This is a genomic window from Erwinia sp. E602 (assembly GCF_018141005.1).
Classification (GTDB): domain Bacteria; phylum Pseudomonadota; class Gammaproteobacteria; order Enterobacterales; family Enterobacteriaceae; genus Erwinia.
Genome location: NZ_CP046581.1, coordinates 11,573 through 34,917 on the forward strand (window position 1 = coordinate 11,573; position 23,345 = coordinate 34,917).

Sequence of the window (23,345 nt, forward strand, 5' to 3'; positions counted from 1 at the left end):
AAAAGGACCGGCCGGTGAGCCGGTCCTGCAGAGTATCAGGCCTGGGTAATTTACCCAAAAATCATGCCTTACTCAGGTGCAATCAGATAGCGTGCCACGGGCATCTGTTCTGCCTGATGAAATGCGGTTACCCGGTTCTGTATCCGTTGATCGTTCATCGTGTAGCGTTCAAGCTGGCGCAGATGCTCCATCCACGAGCCCACCTCAAATGTTTCAACGAAAATGCCGGGTTGCAGAATATCCTCGTACACCGCCCAGTTGATGGCGCCGCCGCGACGTCGTACGCGCCTTAAGTCCTGCATACAGACCATAAATGCCGGCGCATCCTGCTGTTGCAGCAGGTACTCGTAGCTTACCCGCACCGGCCCGCGATCGTGGTGCACATCCAGTACCGGAACCGGCTCGTTGCTATCACTGAGGTCCAGATTGAGGTCAGGATCTTTATCCAGACGCCAGCGCAATACGGTAAAGCAGCCCAGCACCATCCCCAGCGTTGCCACACACAGCGATAGCGGAATGCCGTAACTGGACGCGAGCTGCCCCCAGATGGCGCTACCCACGGTCATTGAGCCAAAGAACACGGTGAGGTAAACCGCCAGCGCCCGCGCCTTGACCCACTTTGCGGCGCTACGCTGCGCGCCCAGATTCAGGGTTGAGAGCACGGCAATCCATGCGAAGCCGGTGAAGAACTCAAACACGTTGAGCAGCCAGACATTGCGTATAAACGCCAGCGCCAGCAGGGTCGCGGCAAACATCAGGCTGGCCAGCACCATCAGCTGGTCGGCGTTAAAGCGTTTGCGCAGCCGGGGCAGGAGCACCGCGCCACAAATCGCCCCGACGCCGATAAACGCCAGCAGAATGCCGTAGCCGCCTGGCCCCATCCCCAGTTCGCGGCGTGCAACCAGCGGTAGAAGCGCCCAGCCGGCGCTGCCGAACACGAAGAATGCCACGGTACGAACCAGTACGTTGCGCAGCACCGGTGCGGCGTGTACGTAGCGCAGACCGGCGCGCACGGCGGGAAAAAAGTGCTCCGGCGGCAGGCGCTGAATACCGGGCGACTCTTTCCAGCGGTACAGCACCCAGGCGACGCCAACGACAGAGAGGGCGTTAAGCAGAAACACCATCCATGGCCCGGCGAACGACAGGATCAGCCCGCCGAGTGCCGGACCGATGGCGCGGCTGATATTGATACCCAGCGAGTTAAGCGCAATCGCGGGTCCTAACTCCTCCTTTTTCACCAGGTCCGACACAATGGCCTGAAACGGCGGTGAACTCATTGCCGCACCGGCGCTCATCAGGAAGGCCGCAATCAGCAGTACCAGCGGCGTGACGTGCCCGGTAAAGGACAACAGGGTCAGCCCGGCGGCGGCGATGAACACCCACAGCTGTGAAAACAGCAGATACTTACGCCGGTCGATAATATCGGCCAGCACGCCAGAGGGCAGGGCGAACAGGAACATCGGCAGGCTGCTGGCTGCCTGCACCAGCGCCACGCTGAGGGGATCGGCGCTGAGCGTCAGCATGGTCCAGTTGATCCCTACGTCGTTCATCCACGAGCCAATATTGGACACCACCGTGGCAATCCACAGCATGCGAAACACCGGCTGACGCAAAGGATCCAGAGATGATGCCGCCGCCGGGGACGGCAGGGTCTCATTCTGCGTAATGTTGTTGATATCGTTAGCTTGCGCCATAACTACTTTCCTGGGTTTACCAAAGCGGATGCGCCACCGGCCCGTCGAGGACCGGCAGGCAGGCCGACTGGGTCTGTTCGCCGGGCAGGCGCAGACAGAACAGCCCGGCATTACTGCGGGGCTGCTGAGAGAACAGACGCGTTTTAACGTCAGAATGCAAAACAGCTGCAGCCGAGCGCGCCCCAGAAGGCGTTATCTTCGGATACCGGCAGGTTGGCGCCGCGAGCCACGTCATGTGAGTGGCTGTGCACGCCGCACGGACCGCTGCACTGGTGAGGCATCTGCTGCAGACCAACGCGGGTGTTCGCAGAAGGGGGGGCGCTGCGGTAGTGGCCCGGCACCTTCACCACCGGCGACCATTCTGGCAGCACAGGAATTGACGGCGGCGCTTCAGAGGTGAAAGAACCCGCAGCGTAGACGATGTTCCCGTCCACCAGGGTCAGCACCGATTCAATACCCTTAATTTCTTCTTCCGGCACGCTGAAGTAATCCTTGCTCAGTACCACGACGTCCGCCAGCTGACCGGCTTTAATCTGTCCTTTCTTACCCTGTTCGCTGGAGAACCAGGCGCTGCCTTGCGTCCACAGCATCAGCGCCGTATCGCGATCCAGACGGGCGTTGACGTCATACATCTGCATCCCGCCTACGGTGCGGCCGGACACCAGCCAGTAGAGCGCGGTCCACGGGTTGTAGCTGGCCACGCGGGTGGCGTCAGTCCCCAGCCCGACCGGCACGCCGGTCTCCAGCATGCGGGCCACCGGCGGCGTGTGGCGGGTTGCTTCGATGCCGTAGCGCTCGGCGAAGTATTCGCCCTGGAAGGCCATACGGTGCTGGACCGCGATGCCGCCGCCTAACTCCTTGATGCGATCGATATTGCGCTGGGTAACGGTTTCAGCGTGATCGAAGAACCAGTGCAGGCCGTTAAACGGAATGTCGCGGTTAACCTTTTCAAACACGTCGAGCATACGGCTGATTGATTCGTCGTAGGTGGCGTGCAGGCGGAAAGGCCAACGGTGTTCAACCAGGTGGCGGACGACGCGCTCAAGTTCATCTTCCATGCCCGGTGCCAGGTCGGGACGCGGTTCCAGGAAGTCTTCGAAATCGGCCGCCGAGAAGACCAGCATTTCCCCCGCGCCGTTGTGGCGGAAGTAGTCGGTGCCCTGGCCCGGAGTGAGCAGGTCGGTCCATTTTTCAAAATCTTCCAGCTCGTGCCCCGGACGCTGGGTAAACAGGTTGTAGGCGATACGGATCGTCAACTGCTTCTTCTCATGCAGCTCGGCAATCACCTGATAATCTTCCGGGTAGTTCTGGAAGCCGCCGCCGGCATCAATGGCGCTGGTGATGCCCAGACGGTTTAACTCGCGCATGAACTGGCGGGTAGAGTTCACCTGTTGCTCCAGCGGCAGTTTCGGTCCTTTCGCCAGCGTGGCGTACAGGATCATGGCGTTGGGACGGGCGATCAGCATGCCGGTCGGGTTGCCGTTGCCGTCGCGCTGGATCTCACCGCCCGGCGGGTTAGGCGTATCTCTGGTATAGCCCACCACTTTCAGTGCGGCACGGTTAAGCAGCGCGCGGTCATACAGGTGCAGTACGAACACCGGCGTGTCCGGCGCCGCTTCGTTGATCTCATCCAGCGTGGGCATACGCCGCTCGGCAAACTGGAATTCGTTCCAGCCGCCCACCACGCGCACCCACTGTGGCGAAGGGGTGCGCAGCGCCTGATTTTTCAGCATGCGTAGCGCATCCGCGACGGAGGGAACGCCTTCCCAGCGCAGCTCCAGGTTGTAGTTCAGACCGCCACGGATTAAGTGCAGGTGTGAGTCATTCAGGCCCGGTACGACGGTATGGCCCTTAAGATCGAGGACGTTGGTTCCCTCACAATGGTACTGCATAACTTCCGCCAGGCTGCCCACGGCCTGAAATTTACCGTCGCGAATGGCCACGGCATCGGCCACCGGGTTTTCGCGATCGACAGTGTGAAATCGTCCATTAGTGAGTATGACGTCGGCTTTACCAAGGGTAACCATATGATCTCCAGAATTGAATGGTCTGATGCGCTCATTACGACCGCAGCCAGTGAAATGCTCTGCTGTAAAAGCAGGATAGTGGGATGACGGGATTATGATCAGGAGGCCGGTAGCAGGTCTAGTTATACAAAAGGATAGGTATACCTTCGTATAGTTATACCTATAGATAATAGTTTGAAAAATAAAAGGCTCCTACACTGCGCAGCAACAGTGACCCACCCCTACGGATAGCAGCGAGCAGGAATGCGCTACCCGCTAACGGCGGCTGCTGCAAATTGATGCCATTCACTTTTTTTAATCAACTTAGCCACTCTAACCTCAATGGGTAATGCAATGACCAATCGCAAGCTTGAAGTACTGACGCCGCAGAACTGCCAGATTATCTTTATCGATCAGCAGCCACAGATGGCGTTTGGTGTGCAGTCAATCGATCGCCAGGTGCTGAAAAATAACGTGGTGGCGCTGGCTAAAGCGGCCAAAGTCTTCAATATTCCGACCGTACTGACTACCGTTGAGACCGAAAGTTTTTCCGGTAATACCTTCCCGGAGCTGCTGGACGTGTTCCCGGGGCAGGACATCCTTGAGCGCACCTCAATGAACTCATGGGATGACCAGAAGGTACGTGACGCACTGGCGGCGAACGGCAAGAAGAAAATTGTTGTTTCTGGTCTGTGGACTGAAGTGTGCAACAACACGTTCGCACTGTGCGCAATGCTGGAAGGTGATTACGAAATTTACATGGTGGCTGATGCTTCAGGCGGCACCACCAAAGAAGCGCACGACTATGCGATGCAGCGCATGATTCAGGCTGGCGTTATTCCTGTCACCTGGCAGCAGGTGATGCTGGAGTGGCAGCGTGACTGGGCCCACAAAGAGACGTACAACGCGGTGATGGACATTGCGAAAGAGCACTCAGGTGCTTACGGTATCGGCGTGGATTACGCCTACACCATGGTACACAAGGCGCCTTCACGTCAGAAGAGCGAACACCGTACCCTGGCTCCGGTTCCGGCACCGGTGCGTTAAACCGTTCAACGGGCTGGCTCTTTGCGGAGCCGGCCCGCTTTTTCAGATAAAGGAGGGCCTGTGAGTCCTTTATTACTCTCTCTGGGCGCAGGCACGCTGATCGGCATCATCTATGCGCTGCTCAGGGTTCAGTCTCCGGCTCCGCCAGCGGTGGCACTGATCGGACTGCTGGGAATGGTTATCGGCAGCACCCTGGGAGGGAAACTGCTTCACACTTCCCCATCAGCCAGGGTGACCACCAGCGAGCAACACCCGATCACCGCCGATCACCGGCCGGCATCGTTACCCTTACTGGCTAAGCAGGCGGGATAAACATGTTGAAAACCTATTCTGTTTCACTGATCGTTGGCGTACTGGCGGGCCTGATCTATGCCATCCTTGACGTAAATTCCCCGGCCCCTCCGATCGTTGCACTGGTGGGGCTGCTGGGCATGCAGACTGGCGAGCACATTATCCCGTTAGCCAGACGACTGATTCAACGCCAGCCGGTCAGTCTTCACTGGTTTCGCCATGAGTATCACCATAAAATCGGGGATAATTCTTCGTCCTCAGAGGACAAATCCTCCCAGGGAAGCGCCCGATCCGGGCCTGAGTTTTAACTAAGGAAAACAGCATGCAGCTGTCGCAGCGCATTATCGTCGTCGATGATGAACGTTCTGTCCGCAGTGGTCTGACCAACCTGCTTCAGTCAGAAGGTTTTCTGTCAGAGGCGTTTGATTCGGCAGAATCTCTTCTTTCTGATGAAGCAGCGATGGCGAATGCCGCGCTTTTTATCATTGATGTGCAGTTGAAAGGCATGAATGGTTTTGAGCTTTTCATCAATCTTACCCGGCGGCTGAAAAACCCGCCGGGTATTATCATTTCCGGCAATGGAGATGAGAGTATGCACAGGTATGCGATCGCGCTTGGCGCGATTGCGTTTTTGCCTAAGCCCATAGAGATTGACACCTTGTTTGAACATATCCTCCATGCGTTTTCCTGCCAGGCTGCACGTCAGTGAGCCTCCCTGTGCGGCCGTCTGTCGAAACAGAACATGATGAAATCCTGTTATCAGAGGACACTACCTTTAGCCGGCTGGTGCAGGATGACACGATTGACTGGTTTCTGTGTCGTCATGCCATTAGCGGTGAATCCTTTATTCTTGCCACCGCAGGCAATGATGAACTGCTCTCCCAGATCACCCAGCGGCTGAAAAACGAATATGCGCTTCGCGGCAGATTATCGGAGAGCTGGGCGCTAAAACCGCGGCAACACACCCATTATCAAGGGCGATATGCGCTGATCTACCCGCCGTTTAACTATCGCACTCTGGCAGATATTTTGTGCATGCCCCCCGGAGATATCACTGATTTTCTCACCCGTGCCGCAACGCTTTGCGGCACGCTGAGCATGATGCATCAGCAGGGGCTGGTACACGGTGATATCAAGCCTGCCAACTTTTTTTATACGGACGATCGCACGGTGCTGCTGGGCGGCTTCGGGCTGTCATCTGTTAATGACGATTTACTGCAGAAGCCACCGTTGCAGGTCGCCGGCGGTACGCTGGCCTACATGTCTCCGGAGCATACCTCCCGTTCAGCACATCCGGTCAGCCGCGTCAGCGATCTCTACAGTCTGGGCATTGTGCTGTACGAGTTACTGACCGGCAGGTTGCCCTACGGCAATATTGACGGCGGGCACGCGGAGTGGGTGCATCACCACATTGCCTCAGAGGCCCTGCCGCCGCATGCGTTGCGCAAAGAGATTCCGGTGGTTCTCTCGGCCATCATTCTGAAACTGCTGGCAAAATCTCCGGAAAACCGCTATCAGACGGCCGAGGCGGTGCTGGCCGATCTGAGGCAATGCGCGTCCACGTTAATGCCGGACGGGCTTATTGAGCCCTTTACGCCGGGGCTGCAGGACCCGCCGAACAGCCATTTTTCACTGAATACGCTCTGTACCGACCATCCACAGGCAGCGGAGATACTGGCGGCTTTTGATGAGGTAAGCCGCAGCGGCAAGCACAGCCTGGTGGTTGTCAGTGGCGCTCAGGGATCGGGCAAGTCATCACTTATCGCATCGTCCCTCAGACGACTGCGTAATAACAAAGCGCTGCTCACCGTGGTGAAGGCCGATAAGCATTCGCCGGTGATGCCGTATACGGTGTTTACCGCCGCCTTCAAAGTGCTGGTACTCCACGTGCTGGGCCTTCCCCATGCAGAAATGACGCAGTGGAAGGCGCACATTACCCGCCTGCTTGGCGAACACGCCGGGCTGGCGGTCAATCTGGTACCGGAGTTGGGCATACTGCTTAACAAAAAGGTGACGGTTCAGTCCCATGCGCACACGCTTGATGCAAAGAAACGGCTGATGCTGGTTGCCGGTAACCTGGTTAAGGCGTTCACCGCGCCCGGGCGGCCTCTGGTTATTTTTATCGATGATATGCACTGGACCGATCAGGCCACGCTTCACCTGCTGCAGAATCTGCTCAGTTCCAGTGAAGATATCCCGCTGCTGCTGGTTATGGCACATCGCGATAGCCTCTCATTGCCTTGCCCTACCATCATCGGCAATCTGCAGCGTATTCGCGCCTGTGCCATGCGCATTACCGATATCACGCCGGCCCCGCTTTCTGAGACGCATATTGCCGGCTGGCTGGCCGGAATATTTCACACCACTGCGTCGGCCACCCTGGAACTTGCGCAGGTTATTCACGAGAAAACCGCCGGCAATCCGCTGGCAACCCATGAATTTTTCCGTCAGGCCCTGCGTGATGGGCTGATTAGCCACACCGCGCCGCGCCGCTGGGCCTGCGATCTGCAGGCGCTTAAAAACAGCCATTTTACGGCCAACGTTGCCGCCAGTGTTTTACTGCATCTCTCATTAATACCGGTGCCGACGCGTCAGCTACTGGGCAAGCTGGCGTTAGCGGGAAACGCGGGCCAGCTCGAGGTGATTAGCACCATTACCACCCTGCCCGTGGCTGACATTGAGCGGATGCTGTTACCCGCCGTGAAGGCAAGACTGATCGCGTTAAGCGATCAGGGTTACGCTTTTATGCATGAGAGCATGCATGAGGCGGCACTCGACCTGTTAACAGATAAAGAGAAAGATGCTTTTCATTACGCCGCCGCGCTTATTTACAGGCGTAAATCCAGCCTCGATGTGACCAATGTGCTGCTTTTCAGCGCCGCGCATCATCTGGTTGCCATTAAAGATCGTTCATTGCTGGCTCAGGATATTGAGGGATGCTGCCAGCTGATACTGAAAGCGACCCGGCGTGCAAAAACCACCGGTGACTACGTTTCAGCGCTGCGCTACCTGAAAATGGCCCGTTCTCTTCTCCACGACGTGGGAAAGAGCGATACCGGGGAGTTCCTTCTTGAAGAGGCCGAGTGCGAATTTCTTAACGGCAATCTTGCTGCCGCACTGACGTTAAGTACCCGGCTTCACTTTTCATCCGGCGAGATGACAACGAAAGCGGAGGCTGCCTGTCTGATCGCTGAAATCCACATGCGGCAGTCGGACAGTGAACGTGCGCTGGAAACCGCGCTGGAGTGGCTTGCGGTGTTTGGTGTGCAACTGAACCGTCATCCTGGCCCGGAAGAGTGCGATGCAGCAAGGCTGGTTTTGAAGGAGGATGTGGGTAAAAATCCGTATACCCGGTTCCGTTCACTTCCGCTGGTGGAATGTAAAAATACCGTAGCCATCATGAATCTGATGGCCAGCGCCAGCACGTTCGCCGCCTTTACCAATCCACGACTGCAATTCATGCTGCTGTGCAGGCTGCTGCACCTGACCATGGCCCGTGGACTGAGTGGCGCATCCACGCTCGCGCTCTCATGGTACGGGGTGGTCTGTGGCGATCGGTATGATGAGTACAGCCGTGGTTTTGCCAGCACCCTGCTGGCGCGTGAACTGGTTTACAAGCATGACTTTGTGAGCTTTAAAGCGCGTACGCTGCTACCGCTTGACCAGGTCAGCGTGTGGACAATGCCGCTAACCTACGCGATTGAGCGGGCCAGGGCTGCCTTTGACGTTGGGGTTGAAACCGGCGACCGGACCTCTGCCTGCCTGGCGCTGCGGCATATCATTATGAATATGCTGGCCCGGGGAGACCATCTTGACGGGGTACACACGTCAGTCTCGCGGGCATTGCTGTTTGTGCAAAAGGCGCAGTATCGCGACGTTGAAGTTATTCTCGGCATGCAGCTGGACTTCGTCCTGTTCCTGCGTAAGCCACGGGGCCATACGTTCAGCGGCGATAATTTCCTGACGCCGGTGCTGGAGGTGGTGAAACCCGAAAACGCCGTTGAGCCGATACTCCTGATGCGGTTCTGGTCGCGACTGTACAAAGCGATGGCCCACTTCTTTGCACATGAATATGAAGTGGCAGAGCAGTTGTTTAAAGACGCGTTACCCTTTGTCGAACACATCCCCGGGCATGTACATATGCTCGATTATCACCTCTACAGCGCGTTGTCCCTGACCATTCCCTTAGAAACCGGGGCCATGACCGAGGATTTGCGGCAGCGGCTCGGGCACCATTTCGACAGGATTGTGACCTGGTCAAATGAGAACACGAAAACGTTTTCAGATAAGGAAGCCCTGCTTCGCGCGGAGCTGCTGCGTCTTGAAGGGGAAACGACCGGGGCATCAGAGCAGTTTGAAAAAGCCATTGCGTTGTCACGTGAAGGGCAGTTTCATCATATCAACGGACTGGCCTGCGAGCTGGCCGCAGGTCTGGCCTACGCCAGGGGCATGTCGTTCGCCGGTGATGCTTACATCAGGGGGGCAATAGCCGCATGGGACCGTTGGGGGGCAGGGGCCAAAGTTAAGCAGCTGGAAACACGGTATCCGGCACTCGCCTGCCACGCCTCTCAGACTGCGCTCAGCACCCTGTCCTTTGAACCCAGCGCCGCGATCGGCGACCTGCAGAGCATGGTAACCGTGATGCGCGCCCTGACCGAAGAGATCAACCTGGATCGGCTGATACACATCCTGATGATCATGCTGGTGGAACGCGCCGGTGCCCAGCACTGCATGTTAATCAGGCTGACCGACGATAATATTCCTGAAATCCAGGCAAGAGCCACCACCACCGTTGACGGCATAAAGGTCAGAATTGTCCGCGAATTACCGGTCGCGACCGATCTGCCGTTGTCGGTCCTCTCTGCGGTGATCCGCACCGGGCAGGAGATCCGCACCGGCAAACCTGAGGTGTTCAGCCCGTTCAGTCAGGATAATTATCTGGTCGCCTCGGGGGCAGCGGTGATGTGCGTGCCGATGTACCGGCAGGCTCAGATGGTTGGGGTACTTTACCTGGAAAATCGGCTGATGCCCGATATGTTTACCGCCGAACACTCGCGGATTGTTTCCATGCTGGGCGCACAGGCGGCGGTCTCACTGGAGACGGCCCGACTGTATGCCGAACTGGTCGAGGAGAACAATCAGCGCCGTAAAATCGAAAAGAAACTGCTGTCCAGCCAGACGTCGCTGATGCTGGGGGAAAAAATCAGTCATACCGGCTCCTGGCACTGGCATGTGGAACCCGACGTGCAATACATCTCTGATGAATATAAACGGATTATGGGCCTTCCGGATGAACAGACCACCACCTCGATGGCTGAATTCCAGCGTCGTGTTCACCCGGATGATATTCTTTGCCTGCGGGAGTTAATTGAAACCAGCGTGATGAAGGGGACCGTCATGCAGGCTGAGTTCCGTATTATCCGCGATAATGGCGAATGTCGTTATATTAAAGGCATTGGTGAGCCAAATGATAACTGGCCAGAGGTGGCTGAATACTTTGGCACGCTGACGGATATCACGGCACAGCGTGAATCAGAGAACGCTGTCAGGATCGCTCAGGTGGAGCTGGCTCGCGTGGCGCGTGCATCGACCGTTGGCCAGCTTACCTCTTCAATCGCCCATGAAATTAACCAGCCGCTGATGTCTATCGTGGCTAATGCCGGTGCCAGCCAGCGCTGGCTGAAACGCGATCCCGCTAATCTGGAGAATGCCTGCAACAGCCTTGATGAGATCATCAGTGAAGGCCGACGCGCCGGCAATATCATCCGCGGGCTTGAGGCGCTTACCCGTAAACAGGTCGTTGAGTTTGCTTCGGCAAGAATGCACCTGATTACGCGGGATATATTAAGCCTGTCCCGCCTGGAGCTGGAACGCAAACTCATCTCGCTGGAGCTGGACCTGTCGGCGGAAAATGACGCTATTTTTTGTGAAAACGTCCAGATACAGCAGGTTTTGCTTAACCTGGTCATTAATGCCATTGAAGCGATGGCGGAAAACGCCGGCGTACGACATTTACGTATCGCTTCATCGCATCCGGTCCGGGATGTGATTCGTATCGACGTGGCTGATAACGGTAGCGGGCTGCCCGGAGAGATGCCGGAAAAGATTTTCGAGTCGTTTTACACCACCAAAGCGGAAGGTATGGGCATGGGGCTGACCATCAGCAAAGAGATCATCAAACGTCATGGTGGCGTTTTGCACGCCGAAAATCGCCCTGAGGGAGGAAGTTTGTTCTGGTTCACCCTCCCGGTTGAGGGAAAAATGGAGTGAGAGGAGCTCCCGCACGGGGTGGCGGGAGCATTCACTGACGGTGGAAGGGGGCTCAGTAAATTCCACTACAGGCGGCCGCATCATCATCAGGCAGCCCTAGCTTTTCCGCTATTCTGACCAGCTCGGGCGCTGAGCGGACACCCATTTTTTCCATTACCCTGCGCTTATGCACTTTCGCGGTGATTTCACTGATCCCCATTTCGGCGGCTATCTGCTTATTGAGCAATCCCCGGATAACCAGCAGCATAAGTTCCTTCTCGCGCGGCGTGAGTGAACCGTAGCGCGTTTTCACCCGACGTTTTTCCTCAGAAAGGGCGACGCTTTTTTCAGAAAGTTTTAGCGCATCCGCGACGACATTCAGTAAATCATCGGGCATCACGGGTTTGGTTAAGAATTCAAATGCCCCCGCCTTCATCGCCCTGACCGTGATCGGGATGGTGCCAAAGCCGGTCAGAAAAATGGTGGGTATGGAGTAACCGCGTTCGGTCAGGTGATGGCTGACGTCAAAACCGTCTGACCCCGGCATGTTGAGGTCTACAATCAGGCAGCAGGGTGTACTGTAATCCGTCTGGCTAAGGAATTCGGCTGGCGAGGTGAAGCTTGAAACGGCATAACCTGCGGAACTGAGGAGGTTATCCAGTGAGTTGATGACAGACTGATCGTCGTCAACGATATAAATTTTTTTATCCATAGAGACGCTTTCTGACTCTCAACGCTTTCTTCATGAACGTCAATATAACCTGATGCGATGGGTTTTAAAATATAAACTTCACAGGGCACCGGGATTGCAACGACGGGATTATTCCTGATGTGCCGTGCGTCATTTATTTACAGCCGCTTTGCGATGGTTCAGCATAGATTTTCATCAGTCAGTTTTAACCTTTAAAAGTCTGTAATTATTACGGTTGATGTTTAGCCGGCCTGTTCGTTATCACGCCTCGGCGAGCTGCATCAGGCACAGGAAAATATGCAATGATCTCTTTGTATACTATCCCTTTGTATAACATACACGTCGATTAAACTGAGCCATAATGGCCGTATAAGAGAAACCTGTCAGCCTCACCCGAACCTGTTGATGCGCACGCCTGCTGACCAGCGTAGTCCTGTTGAGATTGAAATGAAAACGCATTTAGCCGGAAGAGAAGATGAAATCAGCACGAAATAAAATCACTGATGCTGTGATTGAGGGTATTCTTCCCTGGATTGATAAAAATCTTTCTGATGAGTCGATAAGAGTCAGAACGGTAACAGAACGCAGCGGTTACGGCCACTGGCACTTTCAGCGGTTGTTTCGTCAGGGAACCGGTATTAATCTTGCTGCTTATATCCGGCTCAGACGTATTGCAAGAGCTGCACATCTGATTGCTTTTACGAATAAAGGGATGCTTGAAATCGCCGTTGAGAATGGCTTCTCATGTCAGCAAAATTTCACCCGCACCTTCAAGTCCTATTTTGCCATCACGCCGACTCAGTTCCGCAGGAAATATGCAAATCGCGCAGAAGCATTCAGGATATTAACCGAAGAACTTTACAATCATCACGAGCTCGCCTCCTCTGTAAAACTGAGCTCGGCCGTAAACTTGACGTTTACGCCGCGACAGCAGTAAAAGGGCGTTAATGCCGTCATCTGAAGATGAGCAGCCGGGGGACATCTTCTTCAGCGTCATCAGCAAAACAGGCGCTGATTTGGCTGCCTTTTAAGACAATTGATGACTCAATGGCTTGTTATCTTAGCATGAGCCATTTTTCTTTCCCTGAAGAGTCCTTAATTTATGCATGATATCGTCATTGTTGAGCCGGCATTTTTCACCCAGTTTCACTGTGTGGGCAGCGCCTGTCCCGATCATTGCTGTAAAGGCTGGGATATCGAGCTTGATAAGCCGACGGTGAACCGCTACCTGCAGAGTGATGAGATTGAAATACGTCACATAGCGCAGGAAAATGTCATCACGACGGAAATAAATGAGGGCAGCTGGGGGAAGATTAAATTACAAAGCAACGGAAACTGCTCTTTCCTCGATGAAGACCGCCTGTGTAAAGTCCATAAGTCTCTGGGCGAAAAAGCGCTGAGCGGCACCTGCGCGATCTATCCGCGGCTGTATGGCAGCTTTAAATATGAGATCCGCAGTAACCTGACCCTGTCCTGTCCGGAAGCCGCCAGGCTGCTGTTAACCACACCGGGGGCGATGCTCTTCGGCGAAAGGGTCAGGCAAAGCCCCGAGCCGCTGGATGCACCGGATATCAGCCAGGAGGACCGGCTGATCGGTCTGATGTGTACGCATATTATGGTCGGTTGCGGGTCAGACATCGAAGAGGGGTTTTACGGCATCACCATGCTGCTGCTTTATCGCGATAAGCTAGCCGGGGACGCTGACCTGCAGGAAAAAATGCTGCGTTTTTTCGAGGATATCCAGACGGCGCTGCAAAACGGCACGGTAAAAAAAGAAATGGCCGAGCTGCACCCCGATCATCAGCTGCAGTCCGCGCTGCTGTTACGTTTGCAAAGCTATCTGAGCACCAAAAATGAAGGGCGCGGCGGACAACGTTTACAGCGCTATTATCAGAACCTGACTGATTTAACCCAGGGTGTTACGCAATCCACCGAGGTGATGACGCCAGCACGGCAGCTGAATACTATCTGGCGGGAGAAGGCGCTGCCGTGGCTACAGGCTCGCCCCCATCTGCTCAGTAATTATATTCAGTATCGACTCTATGAGGATCGCTTCCCGTCGAAAAAGGGCAGGGAACCCTTAACCCATCTTCTGCTGCTGGTGTCGGAATGGCTCCTGTTAAAATGGCTGATTGCCGCTTCCGTTGAACTTAACCCCGAATTCAGCGAAGAGGAGGTGATTACTATCGTTTACAGCTATCACAGCATCACTAAGCATGACAAATACGCTGATGATAAACTGCTGGCAGAGATCGAACAGATCGACTTCACCGATAAATTTTCACTGATCTATCTGCTGACTGACGGATAAGCAAAAGTCGGCCAGGTTTTCTGGTTCAGCAGCGCCGACGAAGCGGGTCTGTACCGTGATACGGCCCGTCAGATCGACTCCTCCAGAAACTGAATAAAGGCTCTGACCTTTGAATTCAGCGCCGACCGCTCGTTAACGCAGGCATAAATATCCATCGGTAACGACGCCATATCAATCCCGTCGGTTGGGTCCGATTGCAGCAACGGGACCAGCAGACCCTGCTCAATCAGCGGCCGGGCAACAAAGCTCGCCAGTCGCGCAACGCCGCCGCCGTTCACGGCTATTCTGGCGATGATATCAATATCATCGCTGATAAATGCCGGGTTGAGCCTGGCGCTGACCGGCTGGCCGTTGACCATAAAGGTCCAGGGCAGAAAACGGCCGTCGGTCGGATAGCGGAATACCAGGCAGGCGTGGCGGCTCAGCTCATCGGGATGTTGTGGGATGCCCGCGCGCGCCAGATACGCCGGGGCCGCGCAGAAGATAAAGGGTAATGAGACAATTTTTCGCGCAATCAGCTGGTCGCTGAGCTGTGCCTCAATACGAATGCTGACGTCGACGCCCTCCAGCCGGTGGTCGACGTTGCGATCGGTGCTAATCAGTTCGGTAACAATACCTGGGTAAGCCGCTTTAAAGGCCGGCATCAGCGGCGCGAGAACGTGACGGCCGAACGCGGCGGTGGTGGCGATGCACAGCGGGCCCTGCGGTTTGCTTTCCCGCGCAGCAGCCTCAGAGGCGAGATCGATATCATGGGGAATGTGGCGGACTTTCTCGAAATAACGCTGACCACTTTCGGTTAAGATCATGCTGCGGGTGGTGCGTGACAGCAGGCGCACGCCCAGATGTGCCTCAAGGCGGGAGAGGCTCTGGCTGACCGCCGCCGGGCTCATCCCCTTCGCACGCGCCGCCGCGGCGATGCTGCCGTTCTCCACCACGCGAATAAAGGTGCCAATCAGCCCTAACAGATCCATCGCCGCCTCAACGTCATATTCGATAGTTTTGCTTAATAATGATTAAAGCTTCGCCCGGCTACCGCCGCCCTGAACGGCCTGATAATTTAGCGGCTGTTTTATTCACCGCCGTTTATTATCAATCGTTAACAGGATGACACCATGACCGACGCCGTCGCTAAAAATCCCGCCCGCATCCGCCTGCCAAAGCACGCCTCACCCTATATCTTTGCGCTGTATATGGCAACGATCATGGCGTTTCTGATGAGCCTGGTGATCACCTGGGCTGAGTTCGGTCTGGGCACGGATTACATGACAAATGTGATGAATGCCTATCAGATTGCCATGCCTGCGGCCTTCGTTTGCATCCTGGTGGTGCGCCCGGTGGTGATCCGGCTGGTGGGGCTGACCGTGCACGGCCATTAAGCCCCGTAGCCCATCACCTGCAGCAGATGCTGCGCCTGCTGCACCGCGTCCTGGCGATGGGCCACCCCCAGCTTCTGATACAGGTTGCGGATATGCGTCTTGATGGTGGTCGAGGCCACGTCCAGTTCCCCGGCGATCTGGTCGTTGCTGTAGCCGGAGTAGATCAGCCCCAGCACCTGCCATTCGCGCTGGGTGAGCGGGCTGGTGCGGATCAGCTCCGGCACCTGCGGGTGGGTTAACAGCTTATTGACGAACCCTTCGTCGAAGTGCGCGAACTTATGGCGATGATGCTGGTTAATTTCGCGCAGGATCTGCTGCGCCCGCCGCTGCTCAAGGTCGGGCAGCAGGTTAAGCTGGAGCAGCTGACGCAGCTGCAGGGCCATCATCTCCCCCTCAATCACAAAGTGGCTGATAAACCCGGTGCGGTTCGCCAGCCCCAGCGCTTCGATCAGCGCCTGCTGCGCCTGCGCTTTACGGCCGGTGTGCCAGTAAAGCAGGTTGCTCAGCAGCAGGTTACGGTTCAGGTCACTGGTCAGGCGCAGCTGGCGGGCGTTGTGGTTAAGCTCATCCAGCACCGCTTCGGCTTCGGCAAACTTCTCCAGCAAAATCTGCACGCGGGCGATATTGCGCCACTGCCCCTGCTGGAAGTGGTTATCGGCCATATCGGGCTTACGCGCCTGCTGCAGCCACTGCCCGGCGGCCGCCTTATCGCCGGTCATCTGCCAGTAGATCACCCGCGGCTTGTCGGTGTTGGTCAGCCAGTCGATATGATACTGGCCGGTTTTCAGCAGCGCCTCACAGCGCTGTAAATGATGGTGGGCATTGTCCAGCTGGCCGCGCGCCAGCGAACATTTCGCCAGCATCGCCAGGCACTGCAGCTGCTGCTGCGGCTGAAAGTTGGTCAGCACCTCCAGCCCCTGGCGCGCGGCGTCTTCGGCGTCGTCCAGCCGCGACCATGACCACAGCAGCTGCGAGCGCAGGCGCAGTAAAAATTCGTGCATCGGCAGCTGCTCCAGGTGCTGCTCGCGCACCAGTTCGAAGGCGCGCTCCTGCATCTCAAAGGCGGCCTGCAAAAAGCCCTGGGCGATCAGGATCTCGCTCTGCTGGATCAGCGCCCACAGCGCGTAGTGGTAGGCCTCGTGGCGGCGGGCGATCTGCTCGGTCTGCTGCATCAGCGGCAGCGCGCGGGCGAGGTCCCCTTTGCAGTGCTGGATTTCGCCGGTCACCGAGGTGGCGACAATGCGGCTGTAAAAACTCTCAAAGGAGAGAAAACGCAGCGCCTCGGCGGCCAGCTGCTCCGCTTCGTCCTGGCGCCCGTCGTTGATGGCGACCTGGGCGCGCAGCGCGTTGAACTCGGCGTTCAGGTCCTGATCCATTACCCGGTCCTGTTTTTGCATCTCGCATTCCGCCTGGGCCAGCAGCGTGTTGACCTCGGCGTAGCGGTGCTGGCTCTGGGCCAGCCACGCCTGCAGCAGCACCAGCTTCGGGTTGCGGATCAGGCAGTCGTACGGCAGCGCGGCCAGGCACTCTTCCAGCAGCGCCAGCTCGCTATGATTGAACAGCGACCAGGCGTGCTGCAGCATAATATCGCGCAGCATCGCGATATCATCCGCGGCGAGGGCGTGGTGGATCGCCTCCGCCGGGAATCCCTGCGCCAGCCAGCCTTCTGCGGCGGCGCGGTGGATGGCGGGCAGCTCCGCCGTCAGCTCCCACTGGCAGCGCTGGCGCAGGAAGGTGGCAAACAGCGGATGGAAGTTAAACCACTCGCCGGTGTCATCCATACGGTGAATAAACAGGCCCTGGCGCTCCAGCTCCTCCAGCCGCTGCTGGCCGTTGCTGTCGCCGGTCAGGCGCACGATCAGGGCATCATTCATCGAGCGCAGCAGCGAGCAGCGCAGCAGAAAATCCCGCGTCGGCGCATCAACGCGGTCCAGCACCTCCTCCACCAGATAGTCGGACAGGTGGCTGGCGTTCAGCCCCGCCAGCTTACGCGCCGACTGCCGGGTGGACTGGCGTGACGGCGTACTGGACTGGCGGGCAGACAGGGCAATCAGCTGCAGGGCGGTAGCCCAGCCGGCAACCTCATCGCACAGGCGGCTGCTGTCGGCCGGATCGATCGGGTCGTTCAGGCGGTTGTCGAAAAACTGCTGCGTTTCCGGGTGGGTGAACGCCAGCTGCGCGGCGTTCAGCTCCAGCAGCTGCTCGCGCACGCGCAGGTTGGCGATGCCCAGCGGCGGCAGGGTGCGGGACAGCACTACCAGCGACAGGTTCTCCGGCTGATGCCGCAGGAAGAAGCGCATCCCGGCGTGGATCGCCTCACTGGTAATCAGATGATAATCATCAATCACCAGCAGCAGCGGGCGGTGCCAGTCCGACAGCTCGACAAACAGCTGGGCGAACAGCGCCGGCAGGCTGGCATACTGATGTTTCTGGCTGAGCGCCTCACTTTTGCCGCAGTGGCCGCCGCAGGCCTGCTGAATGGCGGCGATCAGATAACTGGCGAAACGCTCGGGCAGGTTGTCGCTTTCATCAAGAGAATACCAGCCAAGATCGCTCTTACCCGCGGCCCAGTGGGCCACCAGGGTGGTCTTTCCATAGCCCGCCGGGCCGGCGACCAGGGTCAGGCGATAGTTCGGTGCCGCCGAGAGCCTGGCCAACAGTCGGTCACGAACCACGGTATTTTGCTGCCGCACCGGGCGGCTCAGTTTTGATGGGATCAGCATTTTTTTCGATTCTGTTGAAGGTGATCAGGAGGCGTAATCTTTATTTCGCAGCGCGTAATTAATCACTTTTTCTAAAGTCCTCCTTTGAAACCCTGAATGCAACAATGTTGAGGAGTTACATGTCGTTAACTTGCTCTGCATCACATTTTTTAAGGCTGATTTTACCCCCCATCCTCCTCACCGGCCGCCTCCTCCGGCTACGCCCCGTTTCTCCTCCCTGCCTGATTGCCGGCGGGAGGATGCCGCCCCGCGCTGAAGGCGGCAGCATAGCGCGTAATAACACTCCATTTTCCTACAGATCCGCGAATAAAGAGGCATGTGATGCAGGTGACTTTTGATAAAACGCAGTTTACCGCCGCGCTAAAACGCCGGTGGCAGGGCTTTGGTTTACGCCGGGCAGAGCAGATGACGCCGCACCAGTGGTGGCAGGCGACCAGCGCGGCGCTGTCAGAGCAGCTGAACGCGCAGCCTGAACCCGCGGCAACGCAGCAGCCGCAGCGCCATGTGAACTATATTTCGATGGAGTTTCTGATCGGCCGGCTGACCGCCAACAACCTGATTAACCTCGGCTGGTATGATGAGGTCAGCCAGGCGCTGCAGGAGCAGGGCGTGGTGCTGGCCGACGTGCTGGAGCAGGAGACCGATCCGGCGCTGGGCAACGGCGGGCTGGGGCGTCTGGCGGCCTGTTTCCTCGATTCGATGGCCACCGTCGGCCAGCCCGCCACCGGCTACGGCTTAAATTATCAGTACGGCCTGTTCCGCCAGTCGTTTCAGCAGGGGCAGCAGCAGGAAGCCCCGGACAACTGGCAACGCGAAAGCTATCCGTGGTTCAGCCACAACAGCGCGCTGTCGGTGGATGTCGCCTTCGGCGGCAGGCTGGTGAAAGATGCGCAGGGCACCGAGCGCTGGCAGCCGGCTTATACGCTGCGCGGCGAGGCCTGGGATCTGCCGGTGGTCGGCTATCAGAACGGCGTCACCCAGCCGCTGCGCCTGTGGCAGGCCAGCGACGTGCAGCCGTTCGACCTGACGCTGTTTAACGACGGCGCGTTCCTCAGGGCGGAACAGCAGGGCATCGACGCCGCGAAGCTGACGAAAGTGCTTTATCCGAACGACCACCACGACGCCGGTAAACGCCTGCGCCTGATGCAGCAGTATTTCCAGTGCGCCTGTTCGGTCGCCGATATTCTGCGCCGCCATCACCTGCTCGGGCGCAGCATTGAGGATCTGCCCGAGTATGAGGTGATCCAGCTGAACGATACCCACCCGACCATTGCCATCCCGGAGCTGCTGCGCATCCTGCTTGACGAGCACCGGCTGGCGTGGGACGCGGCCTGGGATATCGTGCAGAGAACCTTTGCCTACACCAACCATACGCTGATGCCGGAAGCGCTGGAGTGCTGGGATGAGAAGCTGTTGCGCAGCCTGCTGCCGCGCCACTTCTCGCTGATTAAAGCCATCAACGCCCGCTTTAAAAAAGTGGTGGAACAGCGCTGGCCGGGCGACAAAGCGGTGTGGGAGAAACTGTCGGTGCATCAGCATCGCCAGTTGCGCATGGCCAACCTGTGCGTGGTCAGCGGCTATGCCGTTAACGGCGTGGCGGCGCTGCACTCCGAGCTGGTGGTCAACGACCTGTTCCCGGAGTATCACCAGCTGTGGCCGACGAAATTCCACAACGTCACCAACGGCGTCACCCCGCGCCGCTGGTTAAAGCAGTGCAACCCGGCGCTCTCCGCGCTGATCGATCGGCAGCTGAAAACCGAATGGGTGACCGACCTCGACGCGCTGCAGGGGCTGGAGCAATCGCTGGACGACGCGGCGTTCTGCCAGCGCTATCAGCAGATCAAGCGTGACAACAAAGTCGCGCTGGCCGCTTACGTTAAGCAGGTCACCGGACTGACGCTGAACCCGGAGGCGATCTTCGACGTGCAGATCAAACGCCTGCACGAGTACAAGCGTCAGCACCTCAACCTGCTGCACATTCTGTCGCTCTACCGTCAGCTGCGCGATAACCCGGAGATGGACATGGTGCCGCGCGTGTTCCTGTTTGCGGCTAAGGCGGCGCCGGGCTATTACCTGGCGAAAAACATCATCTTCGCCATCAACCAGGTGGCGGAGAAGGTGAATAACGACCCGCTGGTGCGCGACCGCCTGAAAGTGGTGTTTATCCCGGACTACCGCGTGTCGGTGGCCGAGCTGATGATCCCGGCGGCAGACGTCTCCGAGCAGATCTCCACCGCCGGTAAAGAGGCCTCCGGCACCGGCAATATGAAGCTGGCGCTGAACGGCGCGCTGACCGTCGGCACCCTTGACGGGGCCAACGTGGAGATCGCCGGACAGGTGGGTGAAGAGAACATCTTTATTTTCGGCAACACCGTCGATGAGGTGAAAGCGCTGCAGGCGGGCGGGTACGACCCGTTACAGGTCCGTGAAAAAGATAAGCATCTGGACCGCATCCTGCAGGAGCTGGAAAACGGCTTCTTCAGCAACGGCGATAAACAGGCGTTCAGCCTGATGCTCGACAGCCTGCTCGGCGGCGGCGACCCCTATCTGGTGCTGGCTGACTTTGCCAGCTACTGCGCCGCGCAGCAGCAGGTCGATGCGCTGTACCGCGATCGCGATGCGTGGACGCGCAAAACCATTCTTAACACCGCCCGCGTCGGCATGTTCAGTTCGGATCGGTCGATCCGCGATTATCAGCAGCGCATCTGGCAGGCGAAACGCTAAGGAGTCCGCATGGAGAATATTACGCTGGAGCAGGCGGCGAGGGCCGCGGGGATTGCCCCCGGGTTTATTAACGCCCACGGCCAGCAGCAGGCCACCGCGCCGGAAACCCAACGCGAGCTGCTGACGGCGATGGGCTGGCGGGCGGATCGTCGCCCGCTGGCCACGCCGGTGCCGGCGGTCAAAGTCTTTGTCGCCGGGCAACGCCTGGCGCTGCCGGTCGAGGGAGACGGGGAGTACCTGTGGACGCTGCAGCCGGAGAGCGGCGCCACGCAGCGTGGCCGCATCAGCGGCAGGATGACGCTGGTGCTGGCGGGGAAAATCCCGCCCGGTTACCACCAGCTGACGCTGACTCAGGCGGCGGAATCATGGACGTGCCGGGTGATTATCGCCCCGAAACGCTGCTATGAACCGGACGCGCTGCTGGCCGGCAAAAAGCTGTGGGGCGCCTGCGTGCAGCTCTATACGCTGCGCTCGGAGAGCAACTGGGGCATCGGTGATTTTGGCGATCTGACCCTGCTGCTGCGGCAGATTGCCGCACGCGGCGGGGATTTTGTCGGGCTGAACCCGATCCATGCGCTCTACCCGGCCAACCCGGCGGCGGCCAGCCCCTACAGCCCGTCGTCACGCCGCTGGCTGAACGTGATTTATATCGACGTCGGCGCGCTGGAGGATTTCCGCCAGAGTGAGGCGGCACAGCGCTGGTGGCAGCTGCCCGAGACCCGGCAGCGTCTGCAGGCCGTACGGGCCAGCGATGAGGTGGATTACGCCAGCGTAATGCCGCTGAAACTGGAGGGGCTGCGGCTGGCCTGGGCGCATTTCCTCATGCGTAAGCCGCAGGATGCGCAGGTCAAGGCGCTGGCGAACTTTACCCGCCAGGGGGGCGAGAGCCTCCGGTTGCAGGCCACCTTTGACGCGCTGCACGCGCACCTGGCGCAGCGCAGCGGCGCGACCGGCGGCTGGGCCGGCTGGCCCGAAGAATGGCAGGACGCGCGCGGCCCGGCGGTGAGGGCCTTCTGCGAGCAGCACAGGCAGGAGGTGGAGTTTTATCTCTGGTTACAGTGGCTGGCGGAGACGCAGCTGGCGAACTGTTATCACACCAGCCAGCAGCTGGCGATGTCGCTGGGGCTGTACCGCGATCTGGCGGTGGGCGTGGTCCGCGACGGCGCGGAGACCTGGAGCGACGGCGAACTCTACTGCCTGAAAGCCTCGGTGGGCGCACCGCCCGATATCCTCGGTCCGCAGGGGCAGAACTGGGATCTGCCGCCGCTGGATCCGCAGGTGCTGGTACAGCGCGGCTATCAGCCGTTTATCGACCTGCTGCGCGCCAGTATGACCCGCTGCGGTGCGCTGCGCATCGATCACGTGATGGCGCTGCTGCGCCTGTGGTGGATCCCGGCGGGCGAGACGGCGGATAAGGGCGCGTACGTACACTATCCGGTGGACGACCTGCTGGCGATCCTCGCGCTGGAGAGCCAGCGCCATCGCTGCATGGTGATTGGCGAAGACCTCGGGACGGTGCCGGTGGAGATCGTCAGCAGGCTGCGGGAAGGCGGCGTCTACTCCTACAAGGTGCTCTACTTCGAGCGCGACGAGGAGCATCACTTCCGCGCGCCGCAGTCCTATCCGGTGCAGGCGATGGCGACCGTCACCACCCACGATCTGCCGACGCTGCGCGGCTACTGGCAGGCGGACGACCTGGCGCTGGGGAAAACGCTCGGGCTGTACCGCGATGACAGCGTGCTGCAGGGGCTGTACCTGGACCGTGCGCGCGCGCGTCAGGGGCTGCTTGACGGGCTGCATCACTACGGCTGTATCCCGAAACGAACCGGCAGCCACGCTGAACTGATGGCGATGACCCCGGTGATTAACCGCGGACTGCAGCGCTATGTTGCCGACAGCGCCTGCGCGCTGCTGGGCCTGCAGCCGGAAGACTGGCTGGATATGGCCGCGCCGGTGAACGTTCCGGGCACCAGCGATGAGTATCCCAACTGGCGACGTAAGCTCAGCCACACGCTGGAGCAGATGTTCGCCGACGATCGGATCAATAAGCTGATTAAGGACCTCGATAAGCGGCGGCGCAGCGGGTCGCTCAGCTGAGGCTAACGCAGTAAGAACAGGGTTTCTCCCGCCGGTGGAAACCCTTTTTTGTTGAGTGAATTCAGGGAGTATCAGCAAAAAAAAGGGCGGCTTATTCAGCCGCCCAGAGGACACAGGAAAAGTACTACACCCGTTG

The 23,345-nt window shown here is 58.2% G+C and carries 16 protein-coding genes; 10 read left to right on the forward strand and 6 right to left on the reverse strand.

The genetic code is table 11. The annotated features are described in order from the left end of the window. Positions 1 to 68: 68 nt before the first annotated feature. Genes GKQ23_RS00050 through GKQ23_RS00060 form a run of 3 tightly spaced genes read right to left on the reverse strand, consistent with a single transcriptional unit; the run spans position 69 to position 3,721 of the window. On the reverse strand, positions 69 to 1,694 hold the full coding sequence (locus GKQ23_RS00050; RefSeq protein ID WP_056237263.1) for an MFS transporter: 1,626 nt from the start codon (positions 1,692 to 1,694) through the stop codon (positions 69 to 71). Between the two features lie 16 nt (positions 1,695 to 1,710). Continuing rightward, entirely contained in the window at positions 1,711 to 1,854 is a 144-nt protein-coding gene (locus tag GKQ23_RS00055) for a hypothetical protein (RefSeq protein WP_212408261.1), read from the reverse strand. Continuing rightward, entirely contained in the window at positions 1,844 to 3,721 is a 1,878-nt protein-coding gene (locus GKQ23_RS00060) for an amidohydrolase (protein ID WP_212408262.1), read from the reverse strand. Before GKQ23_RS00060 ends, GKQ23_RS00055 begins: the two co-directional genes overlap by 11 nt. Before the next feature lie 333 nt (positions 3,722 to 4,054). Here GKQ23_RS00060 and GKQ23_RS00065 point away from each other — a divergent pair, with 333 nt between their 5' ends. From GKQ23_RS00065 to GKQ23_RS00085, 5 genes are read left to right on the forward strand one after another with little or no spacing between them, the layout of a single operon-like run. Beyond that, entirely contained in the window at positions 4,055 to 4,747 is a 693-nt protein-coding gene (locus tag GKQ23_RS00065; RefSeq protein ID WP_056237255.1) for a hydrolase, read from the forward strand. A gap of 60 nt (positions 4,748 to 4,807) precedes the next feature. Continuing rightward, positions 4,808 to 5,059 carry a DUF1427 family protein gene (locus GKQ23_RS00070; protein ID WP_212408263.1) on the forward strand — a complete coding sequence of 84 codons (252 nt, stop codon included), beginning with the start codon at positions 4,808 to 4,810 and terminating at the stop codon, positions 5,057 to 5,059. Between the two features lie 2 nt (positions 5,060 to 5,061). Further along, positions 5,062 to 5,346, forward strand: a complete 285-nt coding sequence (locus tag GKQ23_RS00075) for a DUF1427 family protein (protein WP_212408264.1) — start codon at positions 5,062 to 5,064, stop codon at positions 5,344 to 5,346. A gap of 14 nt (positions 5,347 to 5,360) precedes the next feature. Next, on the forward strand, positions 5,361 to 5,747 hold the full coding sequence (locus tag GKQ23_RS00080) for a response regulator transcription factor (RefSeq protein ID WP_212408265.1): 387 nt from the start codon (positions 5,361 to 5,363) through the stop codon (positions 5,745 to 5,747). Further along, entirely contained in the window at positions 5,744 to 11,308 is a 5,565-nt protein-coding gene (locus tag GKQ23_RS00085; RefSeq protein WP_212408266.1) for an AAA family ATPase, read from the forward strand. The genes GKQ23_RS00080 and GKQ23_RS00085 overlap by 4 nt, the downstream gene beginning before the upstream one ends. Before the next feature lie 52 nt (positions 11,309 to 11,360). Here GKQ23_RS00085 and GKQ23_RS00090 read toward each other — a convergent pair whose 3' ends face one another. Then, on the reverse strand, positions 11,361 to 11,999 hold the full coding sequence (locus GKQ23_RS00090; protein WP_212408267.1) for a response regulator transcription factor: 639 nt from the start codon (positions 11,997 to 11,999) through the stop codon (positions 11,361 to 11,363). A gap of 454 nt (positions 12,000 to 12,453) precedes the next feature. Here GKQ23_RS00090 and GKQ23_RS00095 point away from each other — a divergent pair, with 454 nt between their 5' ends. Then, entirely contained in the window at positions 12,454 to 12,915 is a 462-nt protein-coding gene (locus GKQ23_RS00095) for a helix-turn-helix domain-containing protein (RefSeq protein ID WP_056237239.1), read from the forward strand. 165 nt (positions 12,916 to 13,080) lie between these two features. Beyond that, a complete protein-coding gene (gene fliB / locus GKQ23_RS00100; protein WP_212408268.1) occupies positions 13,081 to 14,289 on the forward strand; it encodes a flagellin lysine-N-methylase in 1,209 nt (402 codons plus the stop codon). Between the two features lie 68 nt (positions 14,290 to 14,357). Here fliB and GKQ23_RS00105 read toward each other — a convergent pair whose 3' ends face one another. Next, a complete protein-coding gene (locus GKQ23_RS00105) occupies positions 14,358 to 15,260 on the reverse strand; it encodes a LysR family transcriptional regulator (RefSeq protein ID WP_212408269.1) in 903 nt (300 codons plus the stop codon). 141 nt (positions 15,261 to 15,401) lie between these two features. Between GKQ23_RS00105 and GKQ23_RS00110 the strand changes: the two genes are divergently transcribed. Continuing rightward, entirely contained in the window at positions 15,402 to 15,665 is a 264-nt protein-coding gene (locus GKQ23_RS00110) for a DUF2798 domain-containing protein (protein ID WP_056237230.1), read from the forward strand. On the opposite strand, the gene malT is transcribed toward GKQ23_RS00110, so the two are convergent. Further along, entirely contained in the window at positions 15,662 to 18,388 is a 2,727-nt protein-coding gene (gene malT, locus GKQ23_RS00115) for an HTH-type transcriptional regulator MalT (RefSeq protein WP_212408270.1), read from the reverse strand. The two genes, GKQ23_RS00110 and malT, sit on opposite strands and share 4 nt — an antisense overlap. 321 nt (positions 18,389 to 18,709) lie before the next feature. On the opposite strand from malT, the gene malP reads away from it, so the two are divergent. Together malP and malQ are read left to right on the forward strand one after the other, a co-directional pair. After that, a complete protein-coding gene (malP, locus tag GKQ23_RS00120; RefSeq protein ID WP_212408271.1) occupies positions 18,710 to 21,112 on the forward strand; it encodes a maltodextrin phosphorylase in 2,403 nt (800 codons plus the stop codon). Between the two features lie 9 nt (positions 21,113 to 21,121). Beyond that, positions 21,122 to 23,209, forward strand: coding sequence for a 4-alpha-glucanotransferase (malQ, locus tag GKQ23_RS00125; RefSeq protein WP_212408272.1), 2,088 nt, complete (start codon positions 21,122 to 21,124; stop codon positions 23,207 to 23,209). Positions 23,210 to 23,345 lie beyond the last annotated feature (136 nt).

What these genes read in the sequence shown, in the direction of transcription:
- malQ (WP_212408272.1), top strand. Translation starts at nt 21,122, where the DNA reads ATGGAGAATATTACGCTGGAGCAGGCGGCGAGGGCCGCGGGGATTGCC.
- fliB (WP_212408268.1), top strand. Translation starts at nt 13,081, where the DNA reads ATGCATGATATCGTCATTGTTGAGCCGGCATTTTTCACCCAGTTTCAC.
- GKQ23_RS00050 (WP_056237263.1), bottom strand. Translation starts at nt 1,694, where the DNA reads ATGGCGCAAGCTAACGATATCAACAACATTACGCAGAATGAGACCCTG.
- GKQ23_RS00075 (WP_212408264.1), top strand. Translation starts at nt 5,062, where the DNA reads ATGTTGAAAACCTATTCTGTTTCACTGATCGTTGGCGTACTGGCGGGC.
- GKQ23_RS00080 (WP_212408265.1), top strand. Translation starts at nt 5,361, where the DNA reads ATGCAGCTGTCGCAGCGCATTATCGTCGTCGATGATGAACGTTCTGTC.
- GKQ23_RS00090 (WP_212408267.1), bottom strand. Translation starts at nt 11,999, where the DNA reads ATGGATAAAAAAATTTATATCGTTGACGACGATCAGTCTGTCATCAAC.
- GKQ23_RS00095 (WP_056237239.1), top strand. Translation starts at nt 12,454, where the DNA reads ATGAAATCAGCACGAAATAAAATCACTGATGCTGTGATTGAGGGTATT.
- GKQ23_RS00110 (WP_056237230.1), top strand. Translation starts at nt 15,402, where the DNA reads ATGACCGACGCCGTCGCTAAAAATCCCGCCCGCATCCGCCTGCCAAAG.
- GKQ23_RS00060 (WP_212408262.1), bottom strand. Translation starts at nt 3,721, where the DNA reads ATGGTTACCCTTGGTAAAGCCGACGTCATACTCACTAATGGACGATTT.
- malP (WP_212408271.1), top strand. Translation starts at nt 18,710, where the DNA reads ATGCAGGTGACTTTTGATAAAACGCAGTTTACCGCCGCGCTAAAACGC.
- malT (WP_212408270.1), bottom strand. Translation starts at nt 18,388, where the DNA reads ATGCTGATCCCATCAAAACTGAGCCGCCCGGTGCGGCAGCAAAATACC.
- GKQ23_RS00105 (WP_212408269.1), bottom strand. Translation starts at nt 15,260, where the DNA reads ATGGATCTGTTAGGGCTGATTGGCACCTTTATTCGCGTGGTGGAGAAC.
- GKQ23_RS00065 (WP_056237255.1), top strand. Translation starts at nt 4,055, where the DNA reads ATGACCAATCGCAAGCTTGAAGTACTGACGCCGCAGAACTGCCAGATT.